The 24,970-nt window shown below is 70.2% G+C and carries 22 protein-coding genes and 2 pseudogenes; 15 read left to right on the top strand and 9 right to left on the bottom strand.

What is annotated here, in order from left to right:
• The first annotated feature begins 2 nt into the window (after positions 1-2).
• From ACLQ2S_RS04760 to rny, 7 genes and pseudogenes are all read left to right on the top strand, one after another.
• Positions 3-203, top strand: coding sequence for a DUF3046 domain-containing protein (locus tag ACLQ2S_RS04760; RefSeq protein ID WP_309222831.1), 201 nt, complete (start codon positions 3-5; stop codon positions 201-203).
• Positions 204-388: 185 nt separating this feature from the next.
• Positions 389-1,240: pseudogene (recA, locus tag ACLQ2S_RS04765) on the top strand (recombinase RecA); the annotation flags it as partial.
• Between the two features lie 3 nt (positions 1,241-1,243).
• Positions 1,244-1,855: pseudogene (locus ACLQ2S_RS04770) on the top strand (intein-containing recombinase RecA); the annotation flags it as partial.
• A 171-nt stretch (positions 1,856-2,026) separates the two neighbouring features.
• Complete coding sequence (locus tag ACLQ2S_RS04775; RefSeq protein WP_275410384.1) at positions 2,027-2,527, top strand: hypothetical protein; 501 nt, start codon at positions 2,027-2,029, stop codon at positions 2,525-2,527.
• Positions 2,528-2,536: 9 nt separating this feature from the next.
• Positions 2,537-3,322, top strand: coding sequence for a regulatory protein RecX (locus ACLQ2S_RS04780; RefSeq protein WP_425701189.1), 786 nt, complete (start codon positions 2,537-2,539; stop codon positions 3,320-3,322).
• Between the two features lie 583 nt (positions 3,323-3,905).
• Complete coding sequence (locus ACLQ2S_RS04785) at positions 3,906-4,100, top strand: hypothetical protein (RefSeq protein WP_155215596.1); 195 nt, start codon at positions 3,906-3,908, stop codon at positions 4,098-4,100.
• Positions 4,097-5,863 carry a ribonuclease Y gene (rny, locus tag ACLQ2S_RS04790; protein WP_425701190.1) on the top strand — a complete coding sequence of 589 codons (1,767 nt, stop codon included), beginning with the start codon at positions 4,097-4,099 and terminating at the stop codon, positions 5,861-5,863. Before ACLQ2S_RS04785 ends, rny begins: the two co-directional genes overlap by 4 nt.
• Positions 5,864-5,922: 59 nt before the next feature.
• On the opposite strand, the gene ACLQ2S_RS04795 is transcribed toward rny, so the two are convergent.
• From ACLQ2S_RS04795 to ACLQ2S_RS04810, 4 genes are read right to left on the bottom strand one after another with little or no spacing between them, the layout of a single operon-like run.
• Positions 5,923-6,891, bottom strand: a complete 969-nt coding sequence (locus ACLQ2S_RS04795; protein WP_155215592.1) for an amino acid ABC transporter permease — start codon at positions 6,889-6,891, stop codon at positions 5,923-5,925.
• A complete protein-coding gene (locus ACLQ2S_RS04800) occupies positions 6,888-7,595 on the bottom strand; it encodes an amino acid ABC transporter permease (RefSeq protein ID WP_425701191.1) in 708 nt (235 codons plus the stop codon). The genes ACLQ2S_RS04795 and ACLQ2S_RS04800 overlap by 4 nt, the downstream gene beginning before the upstream one ends.
• A gap of 36 nt (positions 7,596-7,631) precedes the next feature.
• The gene (locus ACLQ2S_RS04805) at positions 7,632-8,510 is read right to left on the bottom strand and encodes a glutamate ABC transporter substrate-binding protein (RefSeq protein ID WP_155215589.1); all 879 of its coding nucleotides are present in this window, start codon (positions 8,508-8,510) and stop codon (positions 7,632-7,634) included.
• A gap of 57 nt (positions 8,511-8,567) precedes the next feature.
• Positions 8,568-9,314 (bottom strand): amino acid ABC transporter ATP-binding protein, encoded by a 747-nt coding sequence (locus tag ACLQ2S_RS04810; protein WP_309222828.1) that lies wholly within the window; start codon positions 9,312-9,314, stop codon positions 8,568-8,570.
• Between the two features lie 189 nt (positions 9,315-9,503).
• Between ACLQ2S_RS04810 and selD the strand changes: the two genes are divergently transcribed.
• Together selD and ACLQ2S_RS04820 are read left to right on the top strand one after the other, a co-directional pair.
• Complete coding sequence (gene selD, locus ACLQ2S_RS04815) at positions 9,504-10,493, top strand: selenide, water dikinase SelD (RefSeq protein WP_425701192.1); 990 nt, start codon at positions 9,504-9,506, stop codon at positions 10,491-10,493.
• 239 nt (positions 10,494-10,732) lie between these two features.
• Positions 10,733-11,212, top strand: coding sequence for a hypothetical protein (locus ACLQ2S_RS04820; protein ID WP_093410236.1), 480 nt, complete (start codon positions 10,733-10,735; stop codon positions 11,210-11,212).
• Positions 11,213-11,338: 126 nt separating this feature from the next.
• Here the strand turns inward: ACLQ2S_RS04820 and ACLQ2S_RS04825 are convergent, their stop codons facing one another.
• On the bottom strand, positions 11,339-11,557 hold the full coding sequence (locus tag ACLQ2S_RS04825) for a DUF2277 domain-containing protein (RefSeq protein WP_155215585.1): 219 nt from the start codon (positions 11,555-11,557) through the stop codon (positions 11,339-11,341).
• Between the two features lie 52 nt (positions 11,558-11,609).
• On the opposite strand from ACLQ2S_RS04825, the gene miaB reads away from it, so the two are divergent.
• The gene (gene miaB / locus ACLQ2S_RS04830) at positions 11,610-13,127 is read left to right on the top strand and encodes a tRNA (N6-isopentenyl adenosine(37)-C2)-methylthiotransferase MiaB (RefSeq protein WP_425701193.1); all 1,518 of its coding nucleotides are present in this window, start codon (positions 11,610-11,612) and stop codon (positions 13,125-13,127) included.
• 63 nt (positions 13,128-13,190) lie between these two features.
• On the opposite strand, the gene ACLQ2S_RS04835 is transcribed toward miaB, so the two are convergent.
• Both ACLQ2S_RS04835 and ACLQ2S_RS04840 read right to left on the bottom strand, forming a co-directional pair.
• Positions 13,191-14,624 (bottom strand): RICIN domain-containing protein, encoded by a 1,434-nt coding sequence (locus ACLQ2S_RS04835; RefSeq protein WP_309222827.1) that lies wholly within the window; start codon positions 14,622-14,624, stop codon positions 13,191-13,193.
• Positions 14,625-15,030: 406 nt separating this feature from the next.
• Positions 15,031-16,239: a DUF349 domain-containing protein gene (locus ACLQ2S_RS04840; RefSeq protein ID WP_155215579.1), complete on the bottom strand. Its 1,209-nt coding sequence runs from the start codon at positions 16,237-16,239 to the stop codon at positions 15,031-15,033.
• A gap of 261 nt (positions 16,240-16,500) precedes the next feature.
• Here ACLQ2S_RS04840 and ACLQ2S_RS04845 point away from each other — a divergent pair, with 261 nt between their 5' ends.
• The 3 genes from ACLQ2S_RS04845 to dapF are packed head-to-tail and all read left to right on the top strand — an operon-like array spanning position 16,501 to position 19,002.
• Entirely contained in the window at positions 16,501-17,232 is a 732-nt protein-coding gene (locus ACLQ2S_RS04845) for a hypothetical protein (protein WP_309222826.1), read from the top strand.
• Positions 17,217-18,146 carry a tRNA (adenosine(37)-N6)-dimethylallyltransferase MiaA gene (miaA, locus tag ACLQ2S_RS04850; RefSeq protein WP_155215577.1) on the top strand — a complete coding sequence of 310 codons (930 nt, stop codon included), beginning with the start codon at positions 17,217-17,219 and terminating at the stop codon, positions 18,144-18,146. The genes ACLQ2S_RS04845 and miaA overlap by 16 nt, the downstream gene beginning before the upstream one ends.
• A 7-nt stretch (positions 18,147-18,153) precedes the next feature.
• Complete coding sequence (gene dapF / locus ACLQ2S_RS04855; RefSeq protein WP_309222825.1) at positions 18,154-19,002, top strand: diaminopimelate epimerase; 849 nt, start codon at positions 18,154-18,156, stop codon at positions 19,000-19,002.
• 37 nt (positions 19,003-19,039) lie between these two features.
• Here dapF and ACLQ2S_RS04860 read toward each other — a convergent pair whose 3' ends face one another.
• Positions 19,040-20,512, bottom strand: a complete 1,473-nt coding sequence (locus ACLQ2S_RS04860; RefSeq protein ID WP_309222824.1) for an NAD-dependent malic enzyme — start codon at positions 20,510-20,512, stop codon at positions 19,040-19,042.
• A 174-nt stretch (positions 20,513-20,686) separates the two neighbouring features.
• Between ACLQ2S_RS04860 and hflX the strand changes: the two genes are divergently transcribed.
• On the top strand, positions 20,687-22,135 hold the full coding sequence (hflX, locus tag ACLQ2S_RS04865) for a GTPase HflX (protein ID WP_155215570.1): 1,449 nt from the start codon (positions 20,687-20,689) through the stop codon (positions 22,133-22,135).
• Between the two features lie 64 nt (positions 22,136-22,199).
• The gene (locus tag ACLQ2S_RS04870) at positions 22,200-23,867 is read left to right on the top strand and encodes a hypothetical protein (protein WP_155215569.1); all 1,668 of its coding nucleotides are present in this window, start codon (positions 22,200-22,202) and stop codon (positions 23,865-23,867) included.
• A gap of 49 nt (positions 23,868-23,916) precedes the next feature.
• Here ACLQ2S_RS04870 and lexA read toward each other — a convergent pair whose 3' ends face one another.
• Positions 23,917-24,699: a transcriptional repressor LexA gene (lexA, locus tag ACLQ2S_RS04875; RefSeq protein WP_309222823.1), complete on the bottom strand. Its 783-nt coding sequence runs from the start codon at positions 24,697-24,699 to the stop codon at positions 23,917-23,919.
• Positions 24,700-24,970: the final 271 nt, after the last annotated feature.

A 24,970-nucleotide genomic window follows, 5' to 3' on the forward strand; every position in this document is an offset into this window, starting at 1 on the left:
ACGTGCGGCTGACCGACTTCTGGGCGCGCCTGGCCGAGGCGTTCGGGCCGGCGTACGCGACCAGCATCGCCAGTGACCAGGTGTTGTCGGAACTCGGTGGGCGGACCATCGAGCAGGCCCTCGCGGCGGGTGTGGAGACGCATGTGGTGTGGCGTGCCGTGGTCGCCGCCTACCCCGACCGCGTGCCTGCCCGGCTACGCTGAGCAGCCGATTCGTTACTTCCGCGTGTCTCTTGCCGAGTCGTACACCTGTTCGGCTATTGTCCACAGCGGGGTGCTCGTCCACAGGCCACGGCCGGTCGGCTGGTTTTCTGTCGGACCTAGCGCCTAGCGTGTCCCGCGTGACGCGAAGCTCAGGAAAGACGCCGGCGAAGGCAGGGGTGGCAACCATGGCGGCAGGACCTGACCGGGAGAAGGCGCTCGACCTTGCTCTCGCTCAGATCGACAAACAGTTCGGCAAGGGCTCGGTGATGCGGCTGGGGGAGAGGCCGGTCATCCAGACCTCGGTCATCCCGACCGGCTCCATCGCGCTCGACGTGGCGCTCGGCGTGGGCGGTCTGCCCCGTGGTCGGGTCGTCGAGGTGTACGGCCCGGAGAGCAGCGGTAAGACCACGGTCGCCCTGCACGCGGTGGCCAACGCCCAGCGGGCCGGTGGCATCGCCGCCTTCATCGACGCCGAGCACGCGCTCGATCCGGAGTACGCCAGGGCCCTCGGCGTCGACACCGACGCGTTGTTGGTCTCCCAGCCGGACACCGGCGAGCAGGCGTTGGAGATCGCGGACATGTTGGTCCGCTCCGGCGCGATCGACATCATCGTGATCGACTCGGTCGCCGCGCTGGTGCCGCGCGCCGAGATCGAGGGTGAGATGGGCGACAGCCACGTCGGCCTCCAGGCCCGGCTGATGAGCCAGGCGCTGCGGAAGATCACCGGTGTGCTCAACAACACCGGCACCACGGCGATCTTCATCAACCAGCTCCGCGAGAAGATCGGCGTGATGTTCGGATGCATGTCGTACTCGACCAGGGTCACCCTGGCCGACGGCACGCAGGAGAAGATCGGCAAGATCGTCAACCAGCGGATGGACGTCGAGGTCCTCTCCTACAACCCGGTCACCGACCGGGTGGAGCCGAAGCGGATCACCAACTGGTTCAACAACGGTCCGGCAGAGCAGTTCCTCCAGTTCACCGTCGCCAAGTCGGGCGGCAACGGGCGGGCGCAGTTCGCCGCCACCCCCAACCACCTGGTGCGCACTCCGGGCGGCTGGCGGGAAGCGGGCGAGTTGATCGCCGGTGACCGGGTGATGCTCGCCGAGGCTCGCCGCCTCAGCGAGCAGCAGTGGCAGGTCGTGCTCGGCTCGCTGATGGGCGACGGTGCCCTGTCGCCGAACCGTCAGGATCGCTCCGGTGTCATCTTCCGTCTCGGCCACGGTGCAGAGCAGGTCGACTACCTCGACTGGAAGATCTCGCTGCTCGGCAACATCGACCACACCCGACGGGTCGACGCACGAGGCGCGGCGTTCGTCGACTTCACCCCGCTGCCGGAGCTCGACGAGTTGCGCCGCGCGGTCTACCTCGGCGACGGCAAGAAGCACCTCAGCTGGGATTACCTCAAGGCGTTGACCCCGTTCGCTCTCGCCGTGTGGTACATGGACGATGGCTGCTTCACCGCCCGCTCCGAGGGCCCGCAGGAGCGTACGGCCGGCAGCTCCGGCCGGATCGAGATCTGCGTCGAGGCGATGGCGGAGGGCAGCCGCGACCGTTTGGTGGAGCATCTGCGTGACGCGTACGGCATGGACGTGCAGCTGGTCTCCCGAGGCGCCCGGCAGACGGCGTCGATCGTCTTCACCACGGAGTCGTCGGCGAGGTTCCAGGAGCTGGTCGCTCCCTACGTGCCGGCGGCGATGGAGGCCAAGTTGCTGCCGCGCTTCCGAGGCCTGTGTGCCGTCGAGCCGCAGTTCGTCCCGGCGGAGCTGATGCCGGTGCCTGCGCGGATCATCGATGTCCGGGTTAAGCCGAAGACCCGCTCGATGAACCGGTTCGACATCGAGGTTGAGGGCAACCACAACTACTTCGTCGACGGCGTCATGGTGCACAACAGCCCCGAGACCACCACCGGTGGCCGGGCGTTGAAGTTCTACGCCTCGGTCCGGCTCGACGTGCGCCGCATCGAGAGCCTCAAGGACGGCACCGACGTGGTCGGTAACCGGACCCGGGTCAAGGTCGTGAAGAACAAGGTCGCGGCCCCGTTCAAGCAGGCCGAGTTCGACATCATGTACGGCAAGGGCATCTCCCGCGAGGGCTCGCTGATCGACGTCGGCGTCGAGCAGTCGATCATTCGCAAGTCCGGTGCCTGGTACACCTACGAGGGCGACCAGCTGGGTCAGGGCAAGGAGAAGGCCCGCGAGTTCCTCCGGGAGAACCCGGACGTGGCCGCCGAAATCGAGAAGAAGATCTTGGAGAAGCTCGGCGTCGGGGTCGGCGCGGGCGATGCCGCCGGCGGCCCGGAGCTGCCGCCGGTCGACTTCTGATCCTGACCTGTGGCAGGACGACGTGCCCGCACGGGGCGAGGCTGGGATGCCAGCCCGCCCCGTGCGGGCGATGCCACACCGCGTCCCCGGCGGGGCCGCCGCGCGGTCGGGAGCGCCACCGATCCGGGTGACCCCGCGTCGACCGATCCGCAGGAGGCGTCGGCTTCGGGCGTTCCGGCACCTGGCGTCTCCCGAGGCGGAGCCGGTGCCACTCGAAGGGCTCGCGGTTCGGCGCGTGACGAGGCGGCAGCCGCGCCCCGCGACGAGGCCGAGGTCGCTCGGGAGATCTGCCTGCGACAGCTCGCGGTGCGCCCGCGTACGCGTGCCGAGCTGACCGCCGCGTTGGCTCGGCGGGGCATCTCCGAGGAGACCGCCAACCAGGTCCTCGACCGTTACGACGAGGTCGGCATCATCGACGACGCCGCGTTCGCCCGAGCCTGGGTCAGTAGCCGGCACATCGGCCGTGGGCTGGCCCGTCGGGCGCTGGCCAACGAGCTGCGCCAGCGCGGCGTGGACGGCGAGACGGCCAGTGCGGCCCTAAGCGAGTTGGACGAGGCCACCGAGGCGGAGACCGCCCGTGCCCTGGTGGAGCGAAAGCTGCGTACCGCCCGAGGTGAGCCGGACGCGGTGTTCCGGCGGCTGGTCGGGATGCTGGCCCGAAAGGGCTACCCCGCCGGTGTGGCCATCCGGGCAGTGAAGGACGCGATCGCTGCGCAGAGCGCCGAGGCGGCCGAGTTCGCCGAGCAGATCGACGCCGACGCCCTCGCCGATGCCGAAGGTGAAGTCGACCGCTGACCGCGTACGCTCCTGGTGCGCTCCGCGTCGACATGACCAGCCCGGATGAGTGACATCGGCACTGGAGATTCGTCTTTTTTGCCCTCAGGCGTCCGAGTGTTCATCGGCGGAGGGTGACGATTCAACTTCCCTCCGTCCGGGTGGTTTGATCATCCGTTCTTGACCGGAGGCCGGTTGGGACCTAGCCTCGCCATAAAGGCTCACATTGCCCGACCCAGCGCAGGCTAAGCGCACAACATAGATCCCGTAACAGAACAGCATCACTTTGGCCGGTACCAACGGCCACGTACGTCAGCCCGGACAGGCCGGTCCGGGCTCGCGTGACACTGCACCCGGCCCGCCGACGACCGTCATGGACGTCGGCGGAGGAAGCCACCTCACGGCCATGCGCTCCGGTCGGGCGTCCAGAGTCGCAGGAGCATGCCCACCCCGGCAGGCTGTTGCGGCGCGACGGTTCAGGGGAGGCGCGCCATGGCGAGGCGGCACAGGTTCACCGGAGTTCCGGCATGAGCGAGCGGAGCGAGCCGACCTTGAGGCTCCGTTCGGTGCTGCCCGGTAGCGGCGCGCGGAACGGAGTGCCGGCATGAGCGGCACCCCCGGCCCGGTGGGGTCCGGGGCCACCGACGACGGCGAGCAGAGTTCGGGGCCGCCGGGACACGCTCCGATGTCACCGGCCACCACGGGGGTCGGTCCGGTGTCGCCGGCCGCCACCGGAATCGGTCCGGGGCGGGGCGAGGCCACCGTGGTCGGTGTCGGGTCGGGCGGAGCGGGCCGATGAGCACCTTCGACGTCGTGCTCCTCGGCGCCGTGCTGGTGCTGACCCTCGTGGTGCTCGGCGCGGTCCTGGTCGGGATGCGGATGGTGCGCGGGTTGATGGCGCGCCCGGCACCGGAGGATCCCGCGTACGTCGCGGAGAAGGATCGGCAGGAGCAGTCGCTGGCCGCGCTGCGTACCGCCGCCGACGAGGCCAACAGCACCATCGACGTGGCGAAGTCCGCCGCGGCGGCGGCCCGTGCCGAGGCAGCGGCGGCCAAGGCGGAGGCGAAGGCGGCTCGGGCGGAGGCCCGACGGGTGCTCGACGCCGCCCGCGCCGAGGCGGACACGGTACTCGAACGGGCGCACAAGCAGGCGGAGGCGGATGCCGAGCAGTTGCGCACCGCAGCCCGGCGCAGCGGCGAGCGGGAGGTGGCGGTGCTCGCCGCGACCACCCGGGAACAGGCCGCCGAGGTCGAGCGGCGGGCGACCCGGATGGACGAGCGGGAGCGGCTGCACACCGAGGAGGTGGAGCGGCTGGCGGAACGGGAACGCCAGCTGACGGCGGCCACTGCCGCCCTGGCCGCTCGTGAGGCGGCGCTCGCCGAGCGGGAGGCCGAACTCGCCGAGGCGGAGAACCAGCGGCGACGCGAGTTGGAACGGATCGCCGAGCTGACCGCCGATGCCGCGCGGGCCGAGTTGATCGAGGCGATCGAGGGGCAGGCGAAGCGCGAGGCCGCGCTGTTGGTCCGGGACATCGAGACCGACGCGAGGGCCACCGCCGAGCAGCGGGCCCGGCACATCGTGGTCGACGCCATCCAGCGGGTGGCCAGCGAGCAGACCGCCGAGAGCGTGGTCAGTGTGCTGCACCTGCCGGGCGACGAGATGAAGGGGCGGATCATCGGCCGGGAGGGCCGGAACATCCGGGCCTTCGAGTCGGTCACCGGGGTCAACCTGATCATCGACGACACTCCCGAGGCGGTGCTGCTGTCCTGCTTCGACCCGGTACGCCGGGAGGTGGGCCGGTTGACGCTGGAGAAGCTGGTGCTGGACGGCCGGATCCATCCGCACCGCATCGAGGAGGTGCACGAACTGGCCCGCCAGGAGGTGGACCAGCTCTGCCACCGGGCCGCCGAGGACGCCCTGGTGGAGGTCGGCATCACCGAGATCCATCCGGAGCTGGTGACCCTGCTGGGCCGGTTGCGCTACCGCACGTCGTACGGGCAGAACGTGCTCAAGCACCTGGTGGAGACCGCGCACATTGCCGGGGTGATGGCCGCCGAGCTGCGGCTGGACGTGCCGTTGATTAAGCGGTCGGCGTTCCTGCACGACATCGGCAAGGCGCTCACCCACGAGGTGGAGGGCAGTCACGCCATCATCGGCGCGGACGTGGCCCGCAAGTACGGCGAGAGCGAGGACGTGGTCCACGCAATCGAGGCGCACCACAACGAGGTGCCGCCGCAGACCGTGGAGGCGGTGCTGACCCAGGCGTCCGACGCCTGCTCGGGCGGGCGGCCCGGTGCCCGGCGGGAGAGCCTGGAGGCGTACGTCAAGCGGCTGGAGCGGATCGAGGAGATCGCCGCCGGGAAGCTCGGGGTGGAGAAGGTCTTCGCGATGCAGGCGGGCCGGGAGATCCGAGTGATGGTCAAGCCCGACGACGTCGACGACATCGGCGCGGCGGTGCTGGCCCGGGACGTGGCCAAGCAGATCGAGGAGGAGCTGACCTACCCCGGTCAGATCCGGGTGACCGTGGTCCGCGAGTCCCGGGTCACCGAGATCGCCCGCTGAGGCAAACAGAAGGCCGGCCCGGAAGTCACCGGGCCGGCCTTCTTGTCACCTCTGGTGGCTCAGATACCGCCGGTGCCCTCGGCCTGCGCCGTGAGCGTGGCCGGCGGTGGGTTCTGGGCGGGCGTCCCGGCGGTCTTGCGGCCGCGGGAGAGCCGGTGCTGGACGTACTGGGCCAGCTTCGACAGCGAGTAGTTGACCAGGATGAACATCAGACCGATGACGATGTAGACCTGGATCGGGTTGTCCAGCACACCGATGATCTGCTTACCGATGTTCAGGGTCTCCTCGTAGCTGATGATGAAGCCCAGCGAGGTGTCCTTGAGGACCACCACGAGTTGGCTGATCAGGGCCGGCAGCATGATCCGGAACGCCTGGGGCAGCAGGATCAGGCGGGTGGTCTGCAACGGCGAGAGACCGATCGCGGCGGCGGCCTCGGCCTGCCCGTTGGGCAGGCCCTCCATGCCGGAGCGGAGGATCTCGGCGATCACCACGGAGTTGTAGATGGTGAGGCCGATGACCAGGTACCACAGCGTTTCGAAGGAGATGCCGAACTCGGGGAAGCCGCGAGCCACGAAGAAGATCGTGATGACGACCGGCAGCCCTCGGAACACCTCGACGCAGATCCGGGTGATCGCGGAGAGCACGGTGGTGAGCCCACGTGCCAGGTACGACATCGGGGCGGCCAGACCGGTGAACCGGCGGCGGCCGAGGTGCTTGAGCTGGATCCTCAGCACGGCCAGCAGGGTGCCGACCACGAGCGAGGAGAGAATGGCCAGTGCCGCTGCGATCAGGGTGTTTTTGAACCCGTAACCGATGCGGTCCCACACCTGGGAGAAGTACTCGTTCGAGGGGTCGACCAGCGGACCCCACAGGTCCATCGAGAACTGGCCCTTTTCCTCGAGCGGGCGGTAGACCAGGAAGTACGCGCCGGCGATCAGGACGAACGTGGCCGCGATGCTGCTGATCAGCGTGATCCGGCGTTGGCGGGGCCCGGGTACGTCGTAGAGAACGCTGCTCTGCTGGTTCATCGGGCCACCGCCTGTCGCTTCTCGATGTGGTCCAGCAGGGCGCCGAGCGGCACTGTCATGATCAGATATCCGATCGAGATGCCGATGGCGACGGGTACGAAGGCATGACCCTCGGCCGAGGTGAGCTGGTCGGCGGTCTGGGAGAGGTCACCCACCACGCCGAAGAAGCCGACCAGCGCGGAGTTCTTGATCATCGCGATGATCACGGAACCCAGCGGCACCACGGATGCCTTCCAGGATTGTGGCAACACCACGTAGCGCAGGTTCTGGCCGAACGTGAGCCCGAGTGAACGGGCGGCCTCCGCCTGTCCGGCGGGGACGGCGTTCACTCCCGAACGCAGCGCCTCACAGACGAAGGCGGCGGTGTAGAGGACCAGGGCGATCAGCGCGAACCGGAAGTACGGCAGATCGGTGCCGAGCCGGCTGAAGATCAGGTCAAGGCCGGGGATGCGGAGGAAGTCCGCGTTGGAGCCGAGCGCCGGCAGGCCGAACGCGGCGAAGAACATCACCACGGTCAGTGGCAGGTTCCGGAAGATGTTGACGTAGCCGGTGCCGACGGCGCGCAGCGGCGGTACCGGCGAGATCCTCAGTACCGCCACGACGGCACCCAGGATCAGGGCGCCGATCGCGGCGAGGAGGCAGATCTGGAGGGTGAGCCAGAACCCGCCCGCGAAAACGTCGAACTTGTCGATGAGCACATCCACGGGTCGGACTTCCTCCCCACCCTCCAGATCCGTAAATCAGTAGCGGTTGACGGCCGGTGCCTCGCCCAGTTCGGCACCGAACTTACCGGCGGTGTCGTCCCAGGCCTTCTTCCAGCTGCCGTCGGCGTACGCCTTCTCCAGCGTGTCGTTGATGAAGTCGCGGAAGGCGGTGTCGTCCTTCTTGACGCCGATGCCGTACGGCTCCTTGGTGAAGTTGTCACCGGCGAGCTGGAACGACTCCTCGTCCTTGGCGATGTAGCCGAGCAGGATCACGTTGTCCGTGGTGACGGCGTCGACCTGGCCGCCCTTGAGGGCGTCGCGGCACTTGTCGTAGGTGTCGAAGAGCACCAGCTGGGAGCCGACGTCCTTGACGTACTTCTTGATCTCCTCGGCCGGGGTGGAGCCGGTGACGGAGCAGACCTTCTTGGCACCGTCCTGGAACGACTCCGGTCCGGTGATGCTGGTGTCGCCCTTCTTCACCATGATGTTCTGCCCGGCCTCGTAGTACGGGCCGGCGAAGGCGATGCGCTCCTTGCGCGCGTCGTTGATCGTGTAGGTGGCCACGACCATGTCGACGGTGCCGTTGACGATCACGTCCTCGCGGACCTTCGAGGGGGTCTCCACCCACTCGATCTTGCTCTCGGGGATGCCGAGTTCCTTGACGATGATCTTCGCGACCTCGACGTCAAAGCCCTCAGGGCTGTCGGAGAGGCCCTTCTGGCCGAAACCGGGCTGGTCGAACTTCGTGCCGACCTTGATGGCCTGCGCCTTGTTCAGCCGCTCCATGGTGCTGCCGGCGGGGAAGGACTTGTCGCCCGAGCCGGTGTCGTCCCCAGCGTCGTCCCCGCCACAGGCGGTCACGCCGAGCGCGAGGGTTGCGGCTGCCGCGAGCGCCGCAATGCGCGAAATACGCATACTCATCTCCTTCTTCGTCGGAGCGCGCCACGGTACGGCGTGCTCCCTCGTCAATCGCTAGTGGGTGAGGATTTTGGAGAGGAAGTCCCGGGCCCGCTCGCTGCGTGGATTGGCGAAGAACTCGGTCGGAGGTGCGTCCTCGACCAGTTGTCCGTCGGCCATGAAGATGACCCGGTTGGCCGCGTGCCGCGCGAACCCCATCTCGTGGGTGACCACGACCATGGTCATGCCGTCGCGGGCGAGGGAGGTCATCACGTCCAGCACCTCGCCGACCATCTCCGGGTCCAGCGCGCTGGTCGGCTCGTCGAAGAGCATCGCCTTGGGCTGCATGGCCAGCGCTCGGGCGATCGCGGCGCGCTGCTGCTGGCCGCCGGAGAGCTGGGCTGGGTACTTGTCGGCCTGGTTGGCGATGCCGACCCGGTCGAGCAGGGCCAGGCCCCGCTCACGGGCCACCGCCGGCTTCTCCTTGCGGACCTTGACCGGGCCGAGGGTGACGTTCTCCAGGATCGTCTTGTGCGCGAAGAGGTTGAACGACTGGAACACCATGCCGACCTCGCTGCGCAGCTTGGCCAGGGCCTTGCCCTCGGCCGGCAGCGCCTGACCGTCGAAGGTGATGGTGCCGGAATTGATCGGCTCCAGCCGGTTGATGGTGCGGCACAGCGTCGACTTGCCGGAGCCGGACGGGCCGATCACCACGACCACCTCGCCCCGTCCCACCGACAGCGAGACGTCGTCGAGAACGTGCAACGGCCCGAACCATTTGTTGACCGAGTCCAGCACGATGAGCGGTTCGCCCGTCGCCACGTCGTCTGTCCTCCTCGTCGCTGTCGGGAGTCGGTCGACCCCCGGTAGCGGCCACTGTAGGCGGGGTGACGTGGCGGAACACAACCTAGATGGTCACGGAGCGGTAACACCATCGACGATCCGACTCGGACGTCCGATTTTGACCCGTGCGGCTGGCACTCCGGCCCCCGTGACATAGATCATGGTGGGATGACGGAGCCCGTTCGGCTGACCCGGTACGCCCGTGGCGGCGGCTGCGCCTGCAAGATCCCGCCAGGTGAGCTGGAGGCGATGGTCGCCGGTCTCGGACCCGCCGCCGGCACCGCCGAACTGTTGGTCGGGCTCGACCACGGCGACGACGCCGCGGTGGTCCGGCTGGACGAGCGCAGCGGCGTGGTCACCACCGCCGACTTCTTCACACCGGTGGTCGACGACGCGTACGACTGGGGCCGGATCGCCGCCACCAACGCCCTGTCCGACGTGTACGCGATGGGCGGCGACCCGCTGGTCGCGCTCAACCTGCTCTGCTGGCCACGGGACGTGCTCCCGCTGGAACTGGCCCGGGAGGTGCTGCGTGGCGGCCTGGACGTGGCCCGCGCGGCCGGTTGCCACCTGGCCGGCGGGCACAGCGTCGACGACGACGGCCCGAAGTACGGCCTGGCGGTGACCGGGTTGGTCCGGCCGGAGGAGTTGATCACCCTGGACGCCGGGCGGGCCGGGCTGCCGCTGTCGCTGACCAAGCCGCTCGGCGTCGGCGTGCTCAACACCCGCCACAAGAGCACCGGGGAGAGCTTTCCGGAGGCGGTGGCGACGATGACCACCCTGAACCGGGACGCCGCGCGCGCGGCGGTGGCGGCCGGTGTGCGCTGCGGCACCGATGTGACCGGCTTCGGTCTACTCGGCCATGCCGCGAAGCTGGCCCGGGCGAGCCGGGTGACCGTGGTGATCGACACCGCCCGGGTGCCGTACCTGGCCGGTGCCCGCGAGGCGGTCCGTGACGGGTTCGTCAGCGGTGGTTCCCGCCGCAATCTGGAGTGGGTGACCCCGTGGGTCGATGCCGGCACAACCACCGAGGAGGAGCGGCTGCTGCTGGCCGACGCGCAGACCTCCGGCGGGCTGCTGGTGGCGGGTGAGATCCCGGGTGCCCCGGTGATCGGTGAGCTGCGGCCGGGTGGCGAGCGCCGGATCGTTCTGCGCTAGCTCGGCGTCCTTCCGGATGTGAGCCCGAGACGTGAGGCCGCGTGCCGGTGTGTGGGAACGCGCACCATACCCGATAAACTGTCATCTTCCCGCTACTCCGAGCGATGATGCTCGGGGAAATTTGGGCCAGAATGGTCACAGACCGGTAACTTGCCCACGCCTGGGGGCAAATGCCCCGCACCATCGTCGGTAAGGCCCGATCCGGAGGCCGGTGGGGACGAGCACAGCGAGGAGACGGCATGACCGAGCTGTGGAACTGGAGAATCGACCAGGTACGACCCGTGGAGGTCTACCCGGCGTTGGCCGACGCGCTCGGTCGGGTGGTGATGCCGCTGGCGGTGGCGGATCCACTCCGGCTACCGACGTACGCGGTGGTCTGCGACGTCTGGCAGGCGCCGGGGGAGTTCGCCACGATCGTGGACTGCTACGGCGTACCGGACGAGCTGCCCGAACTGCCCAGCATCGCGGCGCTGGCCCGACTGCTCGGTCGAAACTGCCTACTGCGTGACGACACGCTCGACGACACCCGGCACCTGCTGGTCGCGCCCGACGGCAGCATCCGCCCGGTCCACTTCGACGTGCGGGAGACCGACGACGGCGAGGTGCTCAGCGACCGGCGGCTGTGCACCGAGGCCGACCCGCGCTGCCGGGGCTGGTCGCGGTGTCACCGCTCCCGCTGGGCCCCCGACTCGGTCAACCCCGCCCTAGCCGCCGCCTGAGGTGTAAGGAAGGGCACCTTATTAACGCCTGGCGCATAGAAAGGGCACCTTATTAACGCGCGCAAGGGACCGGACGTTAACAGGGGACCCTTCCTCTACCGCAGGCGTTAACAAGGTGCCCTTCCTTCACGCCTGGCGTGCGCTGCGCACGACCAGATCGTCGAGCAGGGTGCGGGTGGCGGCGGCCACCGCGTTCACCGCGGCGTCGAACGCCTCGGCGTTGTGCGCCGCCGGTGCCCGGAACCCGGAGATCTTGCGGACGTACTGCAACGCGGCGGCCCGCACGTCCGCGTCGGTGACCTCAGGGGTGTACGGCTCGCGCAGGGTCTTGATGCTGCGGCACATGGCTTCTCCTCGTTCCGTCGGATTCCTCGGACCCGGCTACGCTGTGCACGTCATGACTACCGCAGCGGCGGGCGGCCCGCGCACCTACCAGGTGCGCACCTACGGCTGCCAGATGAACGTGCACGACTCCGAGCGCATTTCCGGCCTGTTGGAGCAGGCGGGGTACGTCCGCGCCGGTGAGGCCGACGACACCCCCGACGTGGTGGTGTTCAACACCTGCGCGGTCCGCGAGAACGCGGACAACCGACTCTACGGCAATCTCGGTCACCTGCGTCCGGTCAAGAACCGGCACCCGGGGATGCAGATCGCCGTCGGCGGTTGCCTCGCCCAGAAGGACCGCGGCGACATCGTGCGCCGTGCGCCCTGGGTGGACGTGGTCTTCGGCACGCACAACATCGGCTCGCTGCCGGTGCTGCTGGAGCGTGCCCGGCACAACGCCGCGGCCGAGGTGGAGATCCTCGAATCCCTCGACGTCTTCCCGTCGACCCTGCCCACCCGGCGGGAGTCGACGTACGCGGGCTGGGTGTCGATCTCGGTGGGCTGCAACAACACCTGCACCTTCTGCATCGTGCCGTCGCTGCGCGGCAAGGAGAAGGACCGCCGGCCCGGCGACATCCTCAGCGAGGTCCGCGCGCTCGTCGACGAGGGCGTGCTGGAGGTGACCCTGCTCGGGCAGAACGTCAACTCCTACGGCGTCGAGTTCGGTGACCGTTACGCCTTCGGCAAGCTGCTGCGCGCCTGTGGTGAGATCGACGGGCTGGAGCGCGTCCGGTTCACCAGCCCGCACCCGAAGGACTTCACCGACGACGTGATCGCGGCGATGGCCGAGACGCCGAACGTCTGCCCCTCGCTGCACATGCCGTTGCAGTCCGGCTCCGACGACGTGCTGCGCGCGATGCGCCGGTCGTACCGCTCGGACCGGTATCTGGGGATCATCGAGAAGGTCCGGGCCGCCATGCCGGACGCGGCGATCACCACCGACATCATCGTCGGCTTCCCCGGCGAGACCGAGGCGGACTTCGAGCGCACCCTGGATGTGGTCCGCGAGGCACGGTTCTCCTCCGCGTTCACCTTCCAGTACTCCAAGCGCCCCGGCACACCCGCCGCGACCATGGACGGCCAGCTGCCCAAGCAGGTCGTGCAGGAGCGCTACGAGCGGCTGGTCGCCTGCGTCGAGGAGATCAGCTGGGCGGAGAACAAGAAGCTGGTCGGGGAGACCGTCGAGGTGTTGGTCGCCGTCGGCGAGGGCCGCAAGGACGAACGGACCGGCCGGATGTCGGGTCGGGCCCGGGACGGCCGTCTGGTGCACTTCGCCACCGGTGGTGCCGGCGAGCCGGGGGCCGCCGGGACGATCCGTCCCGGCGACATCGTGCACACCACGATCACCTATGCCGCGCCGCACCACCTCAACGCCGACGGCGCGCCGTTGTCACACCGTCGGACCCGGGCCGGTGACGCGGCCGAGGCGGGTCGTTCACCGCGTACCCCCGGGGTGTTGTTGGGGCTGCCGACGATCGGCGCGCCGGCTGCCGCGCCCGCGCCCACGACGGGCTGCGCGGCCACCCACTGAGTGTCGGTGGCGCGCCCGCGTCTGCCCGGTCGGGGCCCGTCGCCGGGCCCCGACCGGTAGGGGTCAGACCGAGATCCGACCGGCGCCCGCGCCGCCCGTCACGATCGATTTGACGTTGCTCGGGGTGTCCAGGGTGTACGAGTAGGGGATGCCGGCGACGCTGCCGCCGGTCTGCCCGCTGCCGGAGTTGACGAAGTGGTTGTTGCGGGCCACCAGTGAACCCGGGCCGGAGCTGCCCTCGCCCAGGTGGTACGGGTCGGGCGTGTTCTCGAAGTAGTTGCCCTCGACCAGCACCCCGGCGTTCATCGTGGACGCCACGCCGTAGCCGCGCACGTTGCTGTAGTAGTTGTTGTAGACGTGCACCGGGTTGCCGAAGCGGACCCGGGGGTGGCGCTGGTTGCTGCCGTCGAACCAGTTGTGGTGGTACGACACCCGCAGCCGGCCGACGTCCTGGCTGGCGTTGCTGTCGCTGTGTCCGAGCAGCATCGACTTGTCGTGGCCGTAGACCCGGTTCCACGACACGGTGATGAAGTCCGAACCGCGCTTGATGTCGACCGCGCCGTCGTAGCCGGCGGTGAAGGTGTTGTGGTCGATCCAGATGTTGGTGGCCGACTGCTCCACGTTGATCGCGTCGTCGCTCCAGTTCCGGAAGGTCAGGTTCCGGATGATGACGTTGCGGTCACCGTTGATGGTGAAGCCGCAGCCGACGATCGTGGCACCGGAGTTGCCGAGGATCGTCTTGTTGGAGCGCACCCGCAGCATTCCCGAGCAGTTGATGGTCCCGGAGACCCGGATCACCGCCGCGCTGGAGGAGTTGAGCGCGCTGGTCAGGGCCGAGGCGTTGGTGACCGTGGTGGTGCCGGCGTTACCGCCGCCGGTGGTGCCGCCGTTCTGGGTGGCCCAGCCGACCAGACCGGTCTGCGGGCCCGGATTCGGCGGGGGAGTGCTGCCGCCACCCAGCCGGATCAACTGCCACCGCTGGTTGGCGCCGTCCAGGTCGGCGTACTGCGAGATCATCGCACCGTCGGCGGTGGACCACTCCCACAGGTCGAGCGCCTTGTTGCTGTGCCGGTTGACGAACCGGACGTCGCCGTTGGCGGAGTCGGCGAGCCGCCAGTGCTGCTTGGTGTCGCTGCTCGCGGTGACCTGGGTGACCTGCACCCCGTCGTTCGAGTTGGGCACCGTCACGACCTTGCCGGAGTGCCGGTTGCGCAGCTGGTAGTAGCCGCTGCCCACGTCGACGAACTGGAACTGCTGGTTGTTGGCGTCGGTCCGGTTGAACTGCCGGATCTCGCCGCCGTCGTTGGTGGACCAGTTCCAGAGGTCCATGGCCTTGCCACTGTGACGGTTGACGAACACGTAGTAGGCGCCGGTGTCGACGGTCGCCGCAGCGGCCGGGGCGACGGTCACCGCGACTGCGGCGGCGGGCAGCGCGACGGCGGTCGCGGCCAACACCGCCAACCGTCGGGTCAGGCGCGGCTTGACGTCTGCAAGCACGGTCGTTCTCCTCATCGTCGGTAATGGGACGGATCGGTGGCGGAGCGACGCATCGTGGGGCCGGCCCGGACCGGTCCGTGACGTGGGCGGCCACGGCGACCGCCGGGTGGCGCGGTCGTGGCGGACCCCGGATGCGTCATCTGGTGTGGTCAGCAGGGGGTGCGCCGCGGCGGTGAAGCTGCCGTGCCCGGCGGCAGCGATGCCGTGGCGGTCGCAGGATGCGCCCTGCCGTTGGGTGAACTGGTCGGAATGGCTCCCGTGCCTCGCCTGGTGAGGGCAAGCGCTTTCCCAATTAATCACAGATCGACGTCGATGTAAATGTCATACGTTAACATCGCCACGACCTGCGAAAAGGGTGATGCCCCCGAACTCCCTCACGGGAGTCCGGGGGCATCGATCAGACAGCTCAGCCAGCCTGCTCGGCCAACTGGAGGAACTGGCGCTTCGTGGCGAGCGCCTGCTCGGCCTCCTTGATCCGCCGGGCGTCCCCGGCGGCCTGCGCCCGGGCCAGCCGCTCCTCGGCCTCCGCGACCTGCGCCCGCATCTGGGCCAGCAGCGGGTTGTCCTCCCGGCTGGTGCGCCGCCAGGCCGAATCCATCACCTCGCGGACCTTCTCGTCGACCGCCCGCAACCGGCGCTCCAGCCCGGCGGCGGCCTCGCGTGGCACCCGACCGGCCTCGTGCCACTGCGCCTGGATCTCCCGCAGCTTCGCCTGGGCGCCCTTCGGGTCACCGTCGACGTCGAGCGCCTCGGCCTCGGCGAGCAGCGCCTGCTTGCGCTCCAGGTTGGCGCGCTGCTCGTTGTCGCGAGCGGAGAAGACCTCGCTGCGCCGGCTGAAGAAGCTGTCCTGGGCGGCGCGGAACCGTTCCCAGAGCCGCTGCTCGGCCTCCTTCGACGCGCGCGGCGCGGCCTTCCACTGGGTCATCAGGTTCTTGAGCTGGTTCGCCGTCGTCGCCCAGTCGGTCGACTCGGCGACCTTCTCGGCCTCGGCGACCAACTCCTCCTTGATCGTCTGCGCCTGCTTGCGCTGCGCGTCCAGGGAGGCGAAGTGGGCACCCCGGCGGCGGGTGAAGCCGTCCCGCGCGGCGGCGAACCGCTTCCACAGCTCGCCGTCGGTCTTCTTGTCGACGCCCCGAATGGTCTTCCACTCTTCGAGGATCTCCTTGAGTCGATCCCCGGCGGTCTTCCAGCCGGTCGACTCCGCCGCCAGTTTCTCGGCCTCCTCGACCAGCGCGGTCTTGCGGGCGAGTGCCTCGACCCGGGCGGCCTCCTTGGCCGCGCGGGCCTCGCCGGCCTTCTCCTCGGCGACGGTGGCGAGCTTGTCCAGCCGGGCCGCCAGCGCGTCGATGTCGCCGACGACGTGGGCGTCGGCGAGGGAGGCACGGATCCGTCGGATGGTGGCGAGCGAATGGTTGGCGTCCGCCGCGCCGGAGTTGAGCCGTGCCTCGGTCAGGTCTACCTCGGTCACCACGTCGGCGAAGCGGCGTGCGAAGTGTGCCAGCCCCTCCTCCGGTGCTCCCGCCTGCCAGGATCCGACCACCCGCTCGCCCTCGGCGGTCTTGACGTAAACGGTGCCGTCCGCGTCCACCCGTCCGAAGGCAGTCCAGTCGCTCATGTGCCCATCCTCGTTCTCCCGGCACCGGGGAGCAGTCTCCCGGGTGCCGCCACGGCGCAGCCAAGTTTCTCCGGGCATTGTCACAGGTGCGCCCCGGTCCGCGTCGAGCGCCTATCGCCGACCGTGACCATACGGTGTCCTAGGGCCGGTCTGCGCCATCCAACCGGCGTGCCGCTTTCGTCCGAACGACCAACGTACGCGTGCCGTCCGCCACCGGTGGCGGACGGCACGCGGGTGACACGGGGCCGCTACGGTTGCCTGGTGCCACTGGTCGCCGCCGCTGTCTGCCCCCACCCGCCGCTGCTCGTCCCCGAGGTCGCCGGTGCCGCCGCGTCCGAGCTGGACGACCTGCGTGCCGCCTGTGACGTCGCGGTCGCCCGGCTGCTCGACTCGGCGGCGACGAGCGTGCTGGTGATCGGTGCCGACGACCACAGCGCCGACCTCGACTACCCGTTCCGGGGCAGCCTCGCCCCGTGGGGGGTACCGCTGGAGGTGCGCCTCGGTGAGCACCCCGACCCGTCCGTGGGTACCGACCACCTCCCGCTCAGCCTGTTGGTCGGCGCCTGGCTGCTCGCCCGGCAACCGACGGCCAGGACCGGCGGAGTGCACTGGCGGATGACCACGGTCGCAGCGGACGAGCCGGTCGAGACCTGCGCCGACCTCGGTGCCCGGCTCGATTCGCACCAGCCGTGGGCGCTGCTGGTGATGGGGGACGGCTCGGCCTGCCGGGGCGAGAAGGCGCCCGGCTACGCCGACCCGCGTGCCGACGCGTACGACGAGGGGGTCGCTCGGGCCCTGGCCGACGCGGACCTCGACGCCCTGCTCAGCCTGGACCCCGGTCTGTCGGCGCAGCTCAGGGTCGCGGGTCGGGCCCCGTGGCAGGTGCTAGCCGGCGCGGCGCGGGCGGCGGGCGGCGGCTGGCGCGGTGAGCTGCGTTACCACGCCGCGCCCTACGGGGTTGGCTACCTCGTGGCGAACTGGGAGCGGGCGTGATCGCCCCGGGCGTCGTGGTCGCGGTGGTCGGGCCGACGGCGGCGGGCAAGTCCGCCCTGAGCATCGCGCTCGCCCACGCGCTCGACGGCGAGGTGGTCAACGCCGACTCGATGCAGCTCTACCGGGGCATGGACATCGGTACGGCGAAGCTCACCGTGGCCGAACGCGACGGCGTGCCGCATCACCTGCTCGACATCTGGGAGGTCACCGAGCCGGCCAGCGTCGCGGAGTACCAGCGACTGGCCCGGGAGGCGGTCGACGACATTTTCGCCCGGGGCCGGGTACCGCTGCTGGTCGGTGGGTCCGGGCTCTACGTGCGGGCGGTGCTGGAACAGTTCGAGTTCCCCGGCACCGACCCCGCGCTGCGCCAACGCCTGGAAGATGAGCTGGCCGCGCTCGGGCCGGCACCGCTGTACGCGCGACTGCGCGCGGCCGATCCGGCTGCGGCGGCCGGCATCCTGCCGGGCAACGGTCGTCGCATCGTCCGCGCGCTGGAAGTGATCGAGCTGACCGGTAAGCCGTTCACCGCGGCGCTGCCGGAGCCCACGCCCTACTACCCGGCGGTGCAGATCGGGGTGGACCTGGACACCGCCCTGCTCGACGAGCGGATCGCGGTCCGGGTGGACCGGATGTGGGCCGACGGGCTGGTCGAGGAGACCCGGGAACTGGTCGAGCGCGGCCTGGCGCGGGGGCGTACCGCGAGTCGGGCGCTCGGCTACCAGCAGGTGCTGCGTTTCCTGCGCGGCGAGCTGACCGAGACCGAGGCACACGACGAGACGATCCGCGCCACCCGGCGCTTCGTCCGCCGCCAGCGCTCCTGGTTCCGGCGGGACGCGCGGGTGCACTGGCTCGACTCGGCCGACCCACGGCTGGTCCGGGAGGCCGTGCGGATCCTCGACGAGACTGCGCGATGATGGGGGCGTGGAGTTCACCAAGGGGCACGGCACCGGCAACGACTTCGTGATCCTGCCGGACCCGGACGGCGTGCTCGATCTGACACCCGAGTTGGTGGCGGCGATCTGTGACCGGCGACGGGGCCTCGGCGGAGACGGCGTGCTGCGGGTGGTCCGCGCCGCGAAGCACCCCGACGGCGCCGACCTGGCCGGCGAGGCCGAGTGGTTCATGGACTACTGGAACTCCGACGGCTCCTTCGCCGAGATGTGCGGCAACGGCGCCCGGGTCTTCGTCCGCTACCTGGTGGAGACCGGGCTGGTCGCACCGGCTGTCGGCGACGCCCTGCCGGTGGCCACCCGGGCGGGGCTGGTGCGGGCCAGGATCGAGGGCGACGACATCGCCGTCGAGATGCGCCGCCCCCGGCTGTACGCGGCCTCCGCCGCCGCCCTGGGCGGGCTGACCCTGCCGGGCACGGCGGTGGACGTCGGCAACCCCCACCTGGTCTGCCCGGTACCCGCCGGGCTGGACCTGGCCGGGCTGGACCTGACCCGGGCCCCCGAGGTCGACCCGGCGGTCTTCCCCAGCGGGGCGAACGTCGAGTTCACCGCCGGGGGCGCGCCGACGGCCGGGGTCGACGCGCACGTGCTGATGCGGGTCTACGAGCGGGGCTCCGCCGAAACGCTGTCCTGCGGCACCGGAGCCTGCGCCGTCGCAGCGGTGGCGCTGCGTGACGCCGACCGGGAGACCGGCACGGTGGCCGTCGACGTTCCCGGAGGTCGCCTCACCGTGACCGTCACCAACGACTCCTGCTGGCTCTCCGGCCCGGCCCTGCTGGTGGCGACCGGCCAGCTCATCCTTCCGACCCGGCGTCCCTGATCGACCCCGGGCGCGGGTGCGCCCCGGGGTCAGCCGGTCAGGGAGTGGCGGAGGCGGAGGCGGCGATCTCCGGCAGGTCGGCCGGCCCCGGGTCGGCGGCGGGCGGCGGGGTGGCGGCCGGGTTCTGGGCGGCGGCGCGTACGGCGGCGGCGACCGCCGGAGCCACCCGGGAGTCGAAGACGCTCGGCACGATGACCGTCGGGTTGATCTTTTCCTCGCCCACCACGTCCGCGATGGCCTGGGCGGCGGCGATCGCCATCTCCTCGGTGAACTCCTCGGCGTGCGCGTCGAGCATGCCGCGGAAGACGCCGGGGAAGGCGAGCACGTTGTTGATCTGGTTCGGCTGGTCGGAGCGGCCGGTGGCGACGACTGCGGCGTGCCGGCGGGCCTCCCTCGGATCGACCTCCGGATCCGGGTTCGCCAGCGCGAACACGATCGCGTCCTTCGCCATGGTGGCGATGTCGTCGCCGGTGAGCAGGTTCGGGGCGCTCACCCCGATGAAGACGTCGGCGTCGGCCAGCGCACCGGGCAGGTCACCCGAGTAGCCGTCCCGGTTGGTGTTCTCGGCCAGCCACTGCCATGCCGGGTTGAGGTCGGCCTGGCCACGGTGCAGGGCGCCCTGCCGGTCGTACGCGATGATGTCACCGACGCCCTGACGCAGCAGCAGCTTCATGATCGCCGTGCCCGCCGCGCCGGCTCCGGAGACCACGACCCGCACGTCCGCGAGTTGCTTGCCCACCACGCGCAGCGCGTTGGTCAACGCGGCCAGCACGCAGATGGCGGTGCCGTGCTGATCGTCGTGGAAGACCGGGATGTCCAGCGCCTCCCGCAACCGGGCCTCGATCTCGAAGCAACGCGGTGCGGCGATGTCCTCCAGGTTGATCCCGCCGTACGCGGGCGCGATGGCCTTGACGATGGCGACGATCTCGTCGGCGTCCTGCGTGTCGAGCACCACCGGCCAGGCGTCCACCCCGCCGAAGCGCTTGAACAGTGCCGCCTTGCCCTCCATCACCGGCAGCGACGCGGCGGGACCGAGGTTGCCCAGCCCCAGCACGGCCGACCCGTCACTGACCACCGCGACCGTGTTGCGCTTTATGGTCAGCCGCCGGGCGTCGGCGGGGTTCTCGGCGATCGCCTGGCAGACCCGGGCCACCCCCGGGGTGTACGCGCGGGACAGCTCGTCCCGGTTCCGCAGGGCGACCTTCGGACTCACCTCGATCTTGCCGCCGAGGTGTAGCAGGAACGTCCGGTCGGACACCTTGCGCACGTCGACGCCGTCGAGCGTACGGAGCGCGGCGACCACCTGGTCGGCGTGACCGGCATCGGCCGTGTCGCAGGTCAGGTCGACGATCACGTTCGTCGGATCGGAGTCGACCACGTCCAGCGCGGTGACGATCGCCCCGGACTCGCCCACCGAGGTGGTGAGTCGCCCGATCGAGGAGGCATCGGCGGGCACGGCGATGCGGATCGTGATCGAGAATCCGGCACTGGGTAGTCGGGTCGTGGCCACGCAGGTCCCTCCGTCGGCGCTGAACGGCTCGTCCGCATTTCTACTCGCCCGACCTGGGCAGCCGGTAGCCGCCCCCGCTTCCACCGCCATCAGGCGGGCATATACCAGGTGCGTCGGGCGTTGACACATGTCAGGATTGCTCGGTACCTGCACAGAACGGACAGGAGAGATCGCTTGCGAGACCAGGAGACCTACGTTCACATCTCCGACGACGAGCTCGACACCACCACCGGCGAGTACGAGCTCTCCGAGCGGCAGGCGCTGCGAAGGGTCCCTGGCCTCTCCACCGAGCTGACCGACGTCACCGAGGTCGAATACCGGCAGCTCCGACTGGAGCGGGTGGTCCTCGTCGGCGTCTGGACCGAGGGCACTCAGGCCGACGCGGAGAACTCCCTCACCGAGCTGGCCGCGCTGGCGGAGACCGCCGGTTCGCAGGTGCTCGAAGGGCTCATCCAACGGCGCAACCGTCCCGACCCGGCGACCTACATCGGTCGCGGCAAGGTCGACGACCTCGGCTCGGTGGTGCTCTCCTCCGGTGCCGACACGGTGATCTGCGACGGTGAGTTGTCCCCGTCCCAGCTGCGCAACCTGGAACAGCGCACCAAGGTCAAGGTGGTTGACCGCACCGCGCTGATCCTCGACATCTTCGCCCAGCACGCCAAGAGCAAGGAGGGTCGGGCGCAGGTCGAGTTGGCCCAGCTGGAATACCTCCTCCCTCGGCTGCGCGGCTGGGGTGAGACGTTGTCCCGGCAGACCGGTGGGTCCGGCCGGGGCGGTGGTGCCGGTGGTGGCGTCGGTGTCCGTGGTCCCGGTGAGACCAAGCTGGAAACCGACAGGCGGCGCATCCGGCACCGCATCGCGCGGCTCCGCCGCGAGATCAAGGCCATGCGGACGGTACGCGAGACCAAGCGCGCCCGCCGTACCCGTAACGCGGTGCCCGCGGTGGCGATCGCCGGTTACACCAACGCCGGAAAGTCCAGCCTGCTGAACCGCCTGACCGGGGCCGGCGTGCTGGTGGAGGACGCGCTGTTCGCCACGCTCGATCCGACCACCCGCCGCGCCACCACCTCCGACGGGCGGGTCTACACCCTCAGCGACACGGTGGGCTTCGTCCGGCACCTGCCGCACCAGATCGTCGAGGCGTTCCGCTCGACGCTGGAGGAGGTCGCCGAGGCGGACCTGGTCGTGCACGTCGTCGACGGTGCCCACCCCGATCCGGAGGAGCAGGTCCGGGCCGTCCGGGAGGTGCTGGGCGAGGTCGGTGCCGACCGGCTGCCGGAGCTGCTGGTGGTTAACAAGGTCGACGCGGCCGACGAGGAGACGCTGCTGCGGCTCAAGCGGCTCTGGCCGGAGGCGGTCTTCGTCTCCGCGCACAGCGGCCTGGGCATCGACGACCTGCGCGAGACGATCGAGCGGCGGTTGCCCCGCCCGGCCGTCGAGGTACGCGTGGTGCTGCCGTACGACCGGGGTGACCTGGTGGCCCGGCTGCACCGGCAGGGCGAGGTGCTCAGCACCGCCCACCTGGCGGAAGGGACGATGGTGCACGTACGGGTCAACGAGGCACTCGCGGCCGAACTGCTCCCGTATCACGACGCAACGCAGGTGGTCGGTAGCGCGCGGTGATTGTCGGCGGCGGTGGGGCCGCCGCGTCACCCAGCGGAAACCTGCGGCATGCGACACTTCTTTCATGCTCCGCACTGTCTCCTCCGTCACGGCTGCCCTCGGCCTGGTCGGGGCCACCGTGGCGGTCGCCGGTGCCGCGCTGGTAGCGCCCGGCTCACCCGCCAAGGCAGCGTCTTCCGTGGTGGCGGCGCCACCGCACGCCGTGGTGGGGCCGCCGATCACGGCGGCGGGAAAGAAGCAGTGCTCGATCACCGACCCGCGGTTGCGTGAGCTGTCCGGCCTGGTGGTGACCAAGAACGGCTACATCGTCGTCAACGACAGCAGCGAGCAGGAGAACCGCAAGCGGGTCTTCTACCTCAACAAGGACTGCGACGTCGTCCGCGAGGTCCCCTACTCGGGTGGTGGGCCGTACGACACCGAGGACCTCGCCGTCTCGCCGGACGGCAAGACCTTGTGGATCGCCGACACCGGCGACAACGTGACCAGCCGTGAGCGTCGCAAGCAGGTGGCGGTCTGGAGTATGCCGATCAGCGGTCGCAGCCAACCCAAGCTGCACCGGCTGTCCTACCCGGACAACAAGCCGCGCGACGCCGAGGCGCTGCTGATCGGCGCCGACAAGATGCCGCTGATCATCACGAAGGTCACCGCCGGCAAGGCCGAGATCTTCACCCCGGACGGGCCGTTGAAGACCGGCGACACCGAGCCGGTGCCGATGAAGAAGGTCGGCGACGTCGAGTTGCCGAGGACGGACACCGAGAACCCGCTGAGCACCTTCGGTCGAGTCGCGATCACCGGCGCGGCACGGTCTCCGGACGGCTCGCGGGTGGTTTTGCGTACCTATGCCGACGCCTTCGAGTACGACGTCGAGAACGGCGACATCGTCGCCGCCATCACCACCGGCACGCCCCGGGTCACCGCCCTGGCCGACCCGTTCGGCGAGGCGATCGCCTACTCGACCGACGGCAAGACGTTCCTGACCGTCTCCGACGCCGGGCACCTGGAGGATGACGACCCGGTCAACATCCTCAGCTACACCCCCTCCACGGAGGGCCCGAAGAACCTGGCCAGTGATCCCGGCGAGGGGAAGGCCGGGCAGTCGTTCCTCGACGATCTGAACCCGACCGACATCATGTACCTGATCGCCGGGGTCGGCGTGATCGGTGCCCTGCTCGTCGGCGCGGGCATCTTCGGCATCCTGCGGGCCCGTAAGCGCCCGGTGCCCACCGCCCGCAAGCGCGACGGCGACGATGTCGCCGACGCCCCGGGCCGCCGGGACGACGGATTCGGCCCGGCGCGGGACCAGAGCCGGGGTGGGGTCTACGGCGGGGCTCCGGCCGGGGGCGGTGTCTACGGTGGCTCGCCGGCCGGCGGGCGGCCCAGCGGTGGGGCACGCTCCGGCGGTGTCTACGGCGGCGGTGGCCGACCGGCCGCCGGCCCGGGTCAGGGCGGCGGTGGCGTGTACGGCGGTGGTGGCCGACCGGGCGAGAGCGCCCCCGTCTACGGGCGGCCCGGCGGCGGGCGACCTGCCGGTGGCGGTGGACGCCCCGGTGGCGGTGTCTACGGCGGTGGCGGACAGCCCGGCGGAAGCGGGCGTGCTGAGCCGCCTCGACGGGGCGGCCCGACCGAGCCCGAGTACCGGGGGCGACGTTCCGCCCGCTACCGCGAGGACGACGGCGGGTCGTACGGCCAGGTGCGTGGCGGCAACTACGGCTACCGGGGCGACCGGTACTGACCCCTGGTGACGGTGCTGACCTCGGGCCAGCACCGTCGTCTGCCGCAGGTCAGATGCGGCGCAGCACCGCCACCACCCGGCCCATGATGGTGGCGTCGTCACCAGGGATCGGGTCGAAGGCCGGATTCTGCGGCATCAGCCAGACGTGACCGTCACGTAGCCGGTAGGTCTTCACGGTCGCCTCGCCGTCGAGCATGGCGGCGACGATCTCACCTGAGTCCGCGGTCGGCTGCTGCCGGACGACCACCCAGTCGCCGTCGCAGATCGCCGCGTCGAGCATCGAGTCACCCTTGACCTGGAGCATGAAGACCTCGCCCTCGCCGACCAGCTCGCGGGGGAGGGGGAAGACGTCTTCCATCGACTGCTCGGCGAGGATCGGCCCACCGGCGGCGATCCGGCCGAGCATCGGCACGTAGGCCGGGGTGGGCCGCTGGGAGCGGCTCAGCTCGTCGTCGACATCGCTCGGGGAGCGCACGTCGACCGCCCGGGGCCGGTTCGGGTCGCGCCGCAGGAAGCCCTTCTTCTCCAGCTCCTTCAGCTGGTAGGCGACGCTGGACGGGGAGACCAGCCCGACCGCCTCACCGATCTCCCGCACGCTCGGCGGGTAACCGTGGCGCTCCACCCAGGTGCGGATGAACTCCAGGATGCGTCGCTGTCGGGCGGTCAGATCCACCGTGGCCGGGTCGGGGAAGCCGCTGACCACCGGGGCCACCGGGCGCACGGCCGGCTGGCCGGAACGGGCGCGGGTGACGGTGCGGCGTCGGGCGGCCTGGGTGCCCGCCGGGATGCTCTGTTGCGGGCTCTGGGGCCGGTTGGCCCGGTCCTCGGTCACGTCCGTCCTCCCTGGTCGGCGCTGAAGTGCCTCGGCGGCTCGTGGTGCGCGCGGTGATCTGTCGGCCGGTGGGTCGACCATGGTCGCCTCCGGTTGTTCATGACCGTATAGGTGAGATCGGTCTTTTTCAAACATCTGTACGACCTGCCGCGGCGTGTTGACGTGGAAATCCATCACGACCGCCGTAATAGTACGTCTGTTCGAGGTGAAGGAATTGTCGGCGCGTTGGCCGGAGGGTGGTAACCCGCGTCGCCGGATCGCGTTGGGCTCT

The sequence above is a fragment of the Micromonospora sp. DT48 genome (assembly GCF_049844495.1).
Classification (GTDB): domain Bacteria; phylum Actinomycetota; class Actinomycetes; order Mycobacteriales; family Micromonosporaceae; genus Micromonospora.

Bases quoted from the DNA above. Each gene is read 5' to 3' on its own strand.
- ACLQ2S_RS04805 (WP_155215589.1), bottom strand. From the start codon at position 8,510: ATGCGTATTTCGCGCATTGCGGCGCTCGCGGCAGCCGCAACCCTCGCG.
- ACLQ2S_RS04820 (WP_093410236.1), top strand. From the start codon at position 10,733: ATGACCGAGCTGTGGAACTGGAGAATCGACCAGGTACGACCCGTGGAG.
- ACLQ2S_RS04825 (WP_155215585.1), bottom strand. From the start codon at position 11,557: ATGTGCCGCAGCATCAAGACCCTGCGCGAGCCGTACACCCCTGAGGTC.
- miaB (WP_425701193.1), top strand. From the start codon at position 11,610: ATGACTACCGCAGCGGCGGGCGGCCCGCGCACCTACCAGGTGCGCACC.
- ACLQ2S_RS04840 (WP_155215579.1), bottom strand. From the start codon at position 16,239: ATGAGCGACTGGACTGCCTTCGGACGGGTGGACGCGGACGGCACCGTT.
- selD (WP_425701192.1), top strand. From the start codon at position 9,504: ATGACGGAGCCCGTTCGGCTGACCCGGTACGCCCGTGGCGGCGGCTGC.
- rny (WP_425701190.1), top strand. From the start codon at position 4,097: ATGAGCACCTTCGACGTCGTGCTCCTCGGCGCCGTGCTGGTGCTGACC.
- ACLQ2S_RS04775 (WP_275410384.1), top strand. From the start codon at position 2,027: ATGAACCGGTTCGACATCGAGGTTGAGGGCAACCACAACTACTTCGTC.
- ACLQ2S_RS04870 (WP_155215569.1), top strand. From the start codon at position 22,200: ATGCTCCGCACTGTCTCCTCCGTCACGGCTGCCCTCGGCCTGGTCGGG.
- ACLQ2S_RS04795 (WP_155215592.1), bottom strand. From the start codon at position 6,891: ATGAACCAGCAGAGCAGCGTTCTCTACGACGTACCCGGGCCCCGCCAA.
- ACLQ2S_RS04785 (WP_155215596.1), top strand. From the start codon at position 3,906: ATGAGCGGCACCCCCGGCCCGGTGGGGTCCGGGGCCACCGACGACGGC.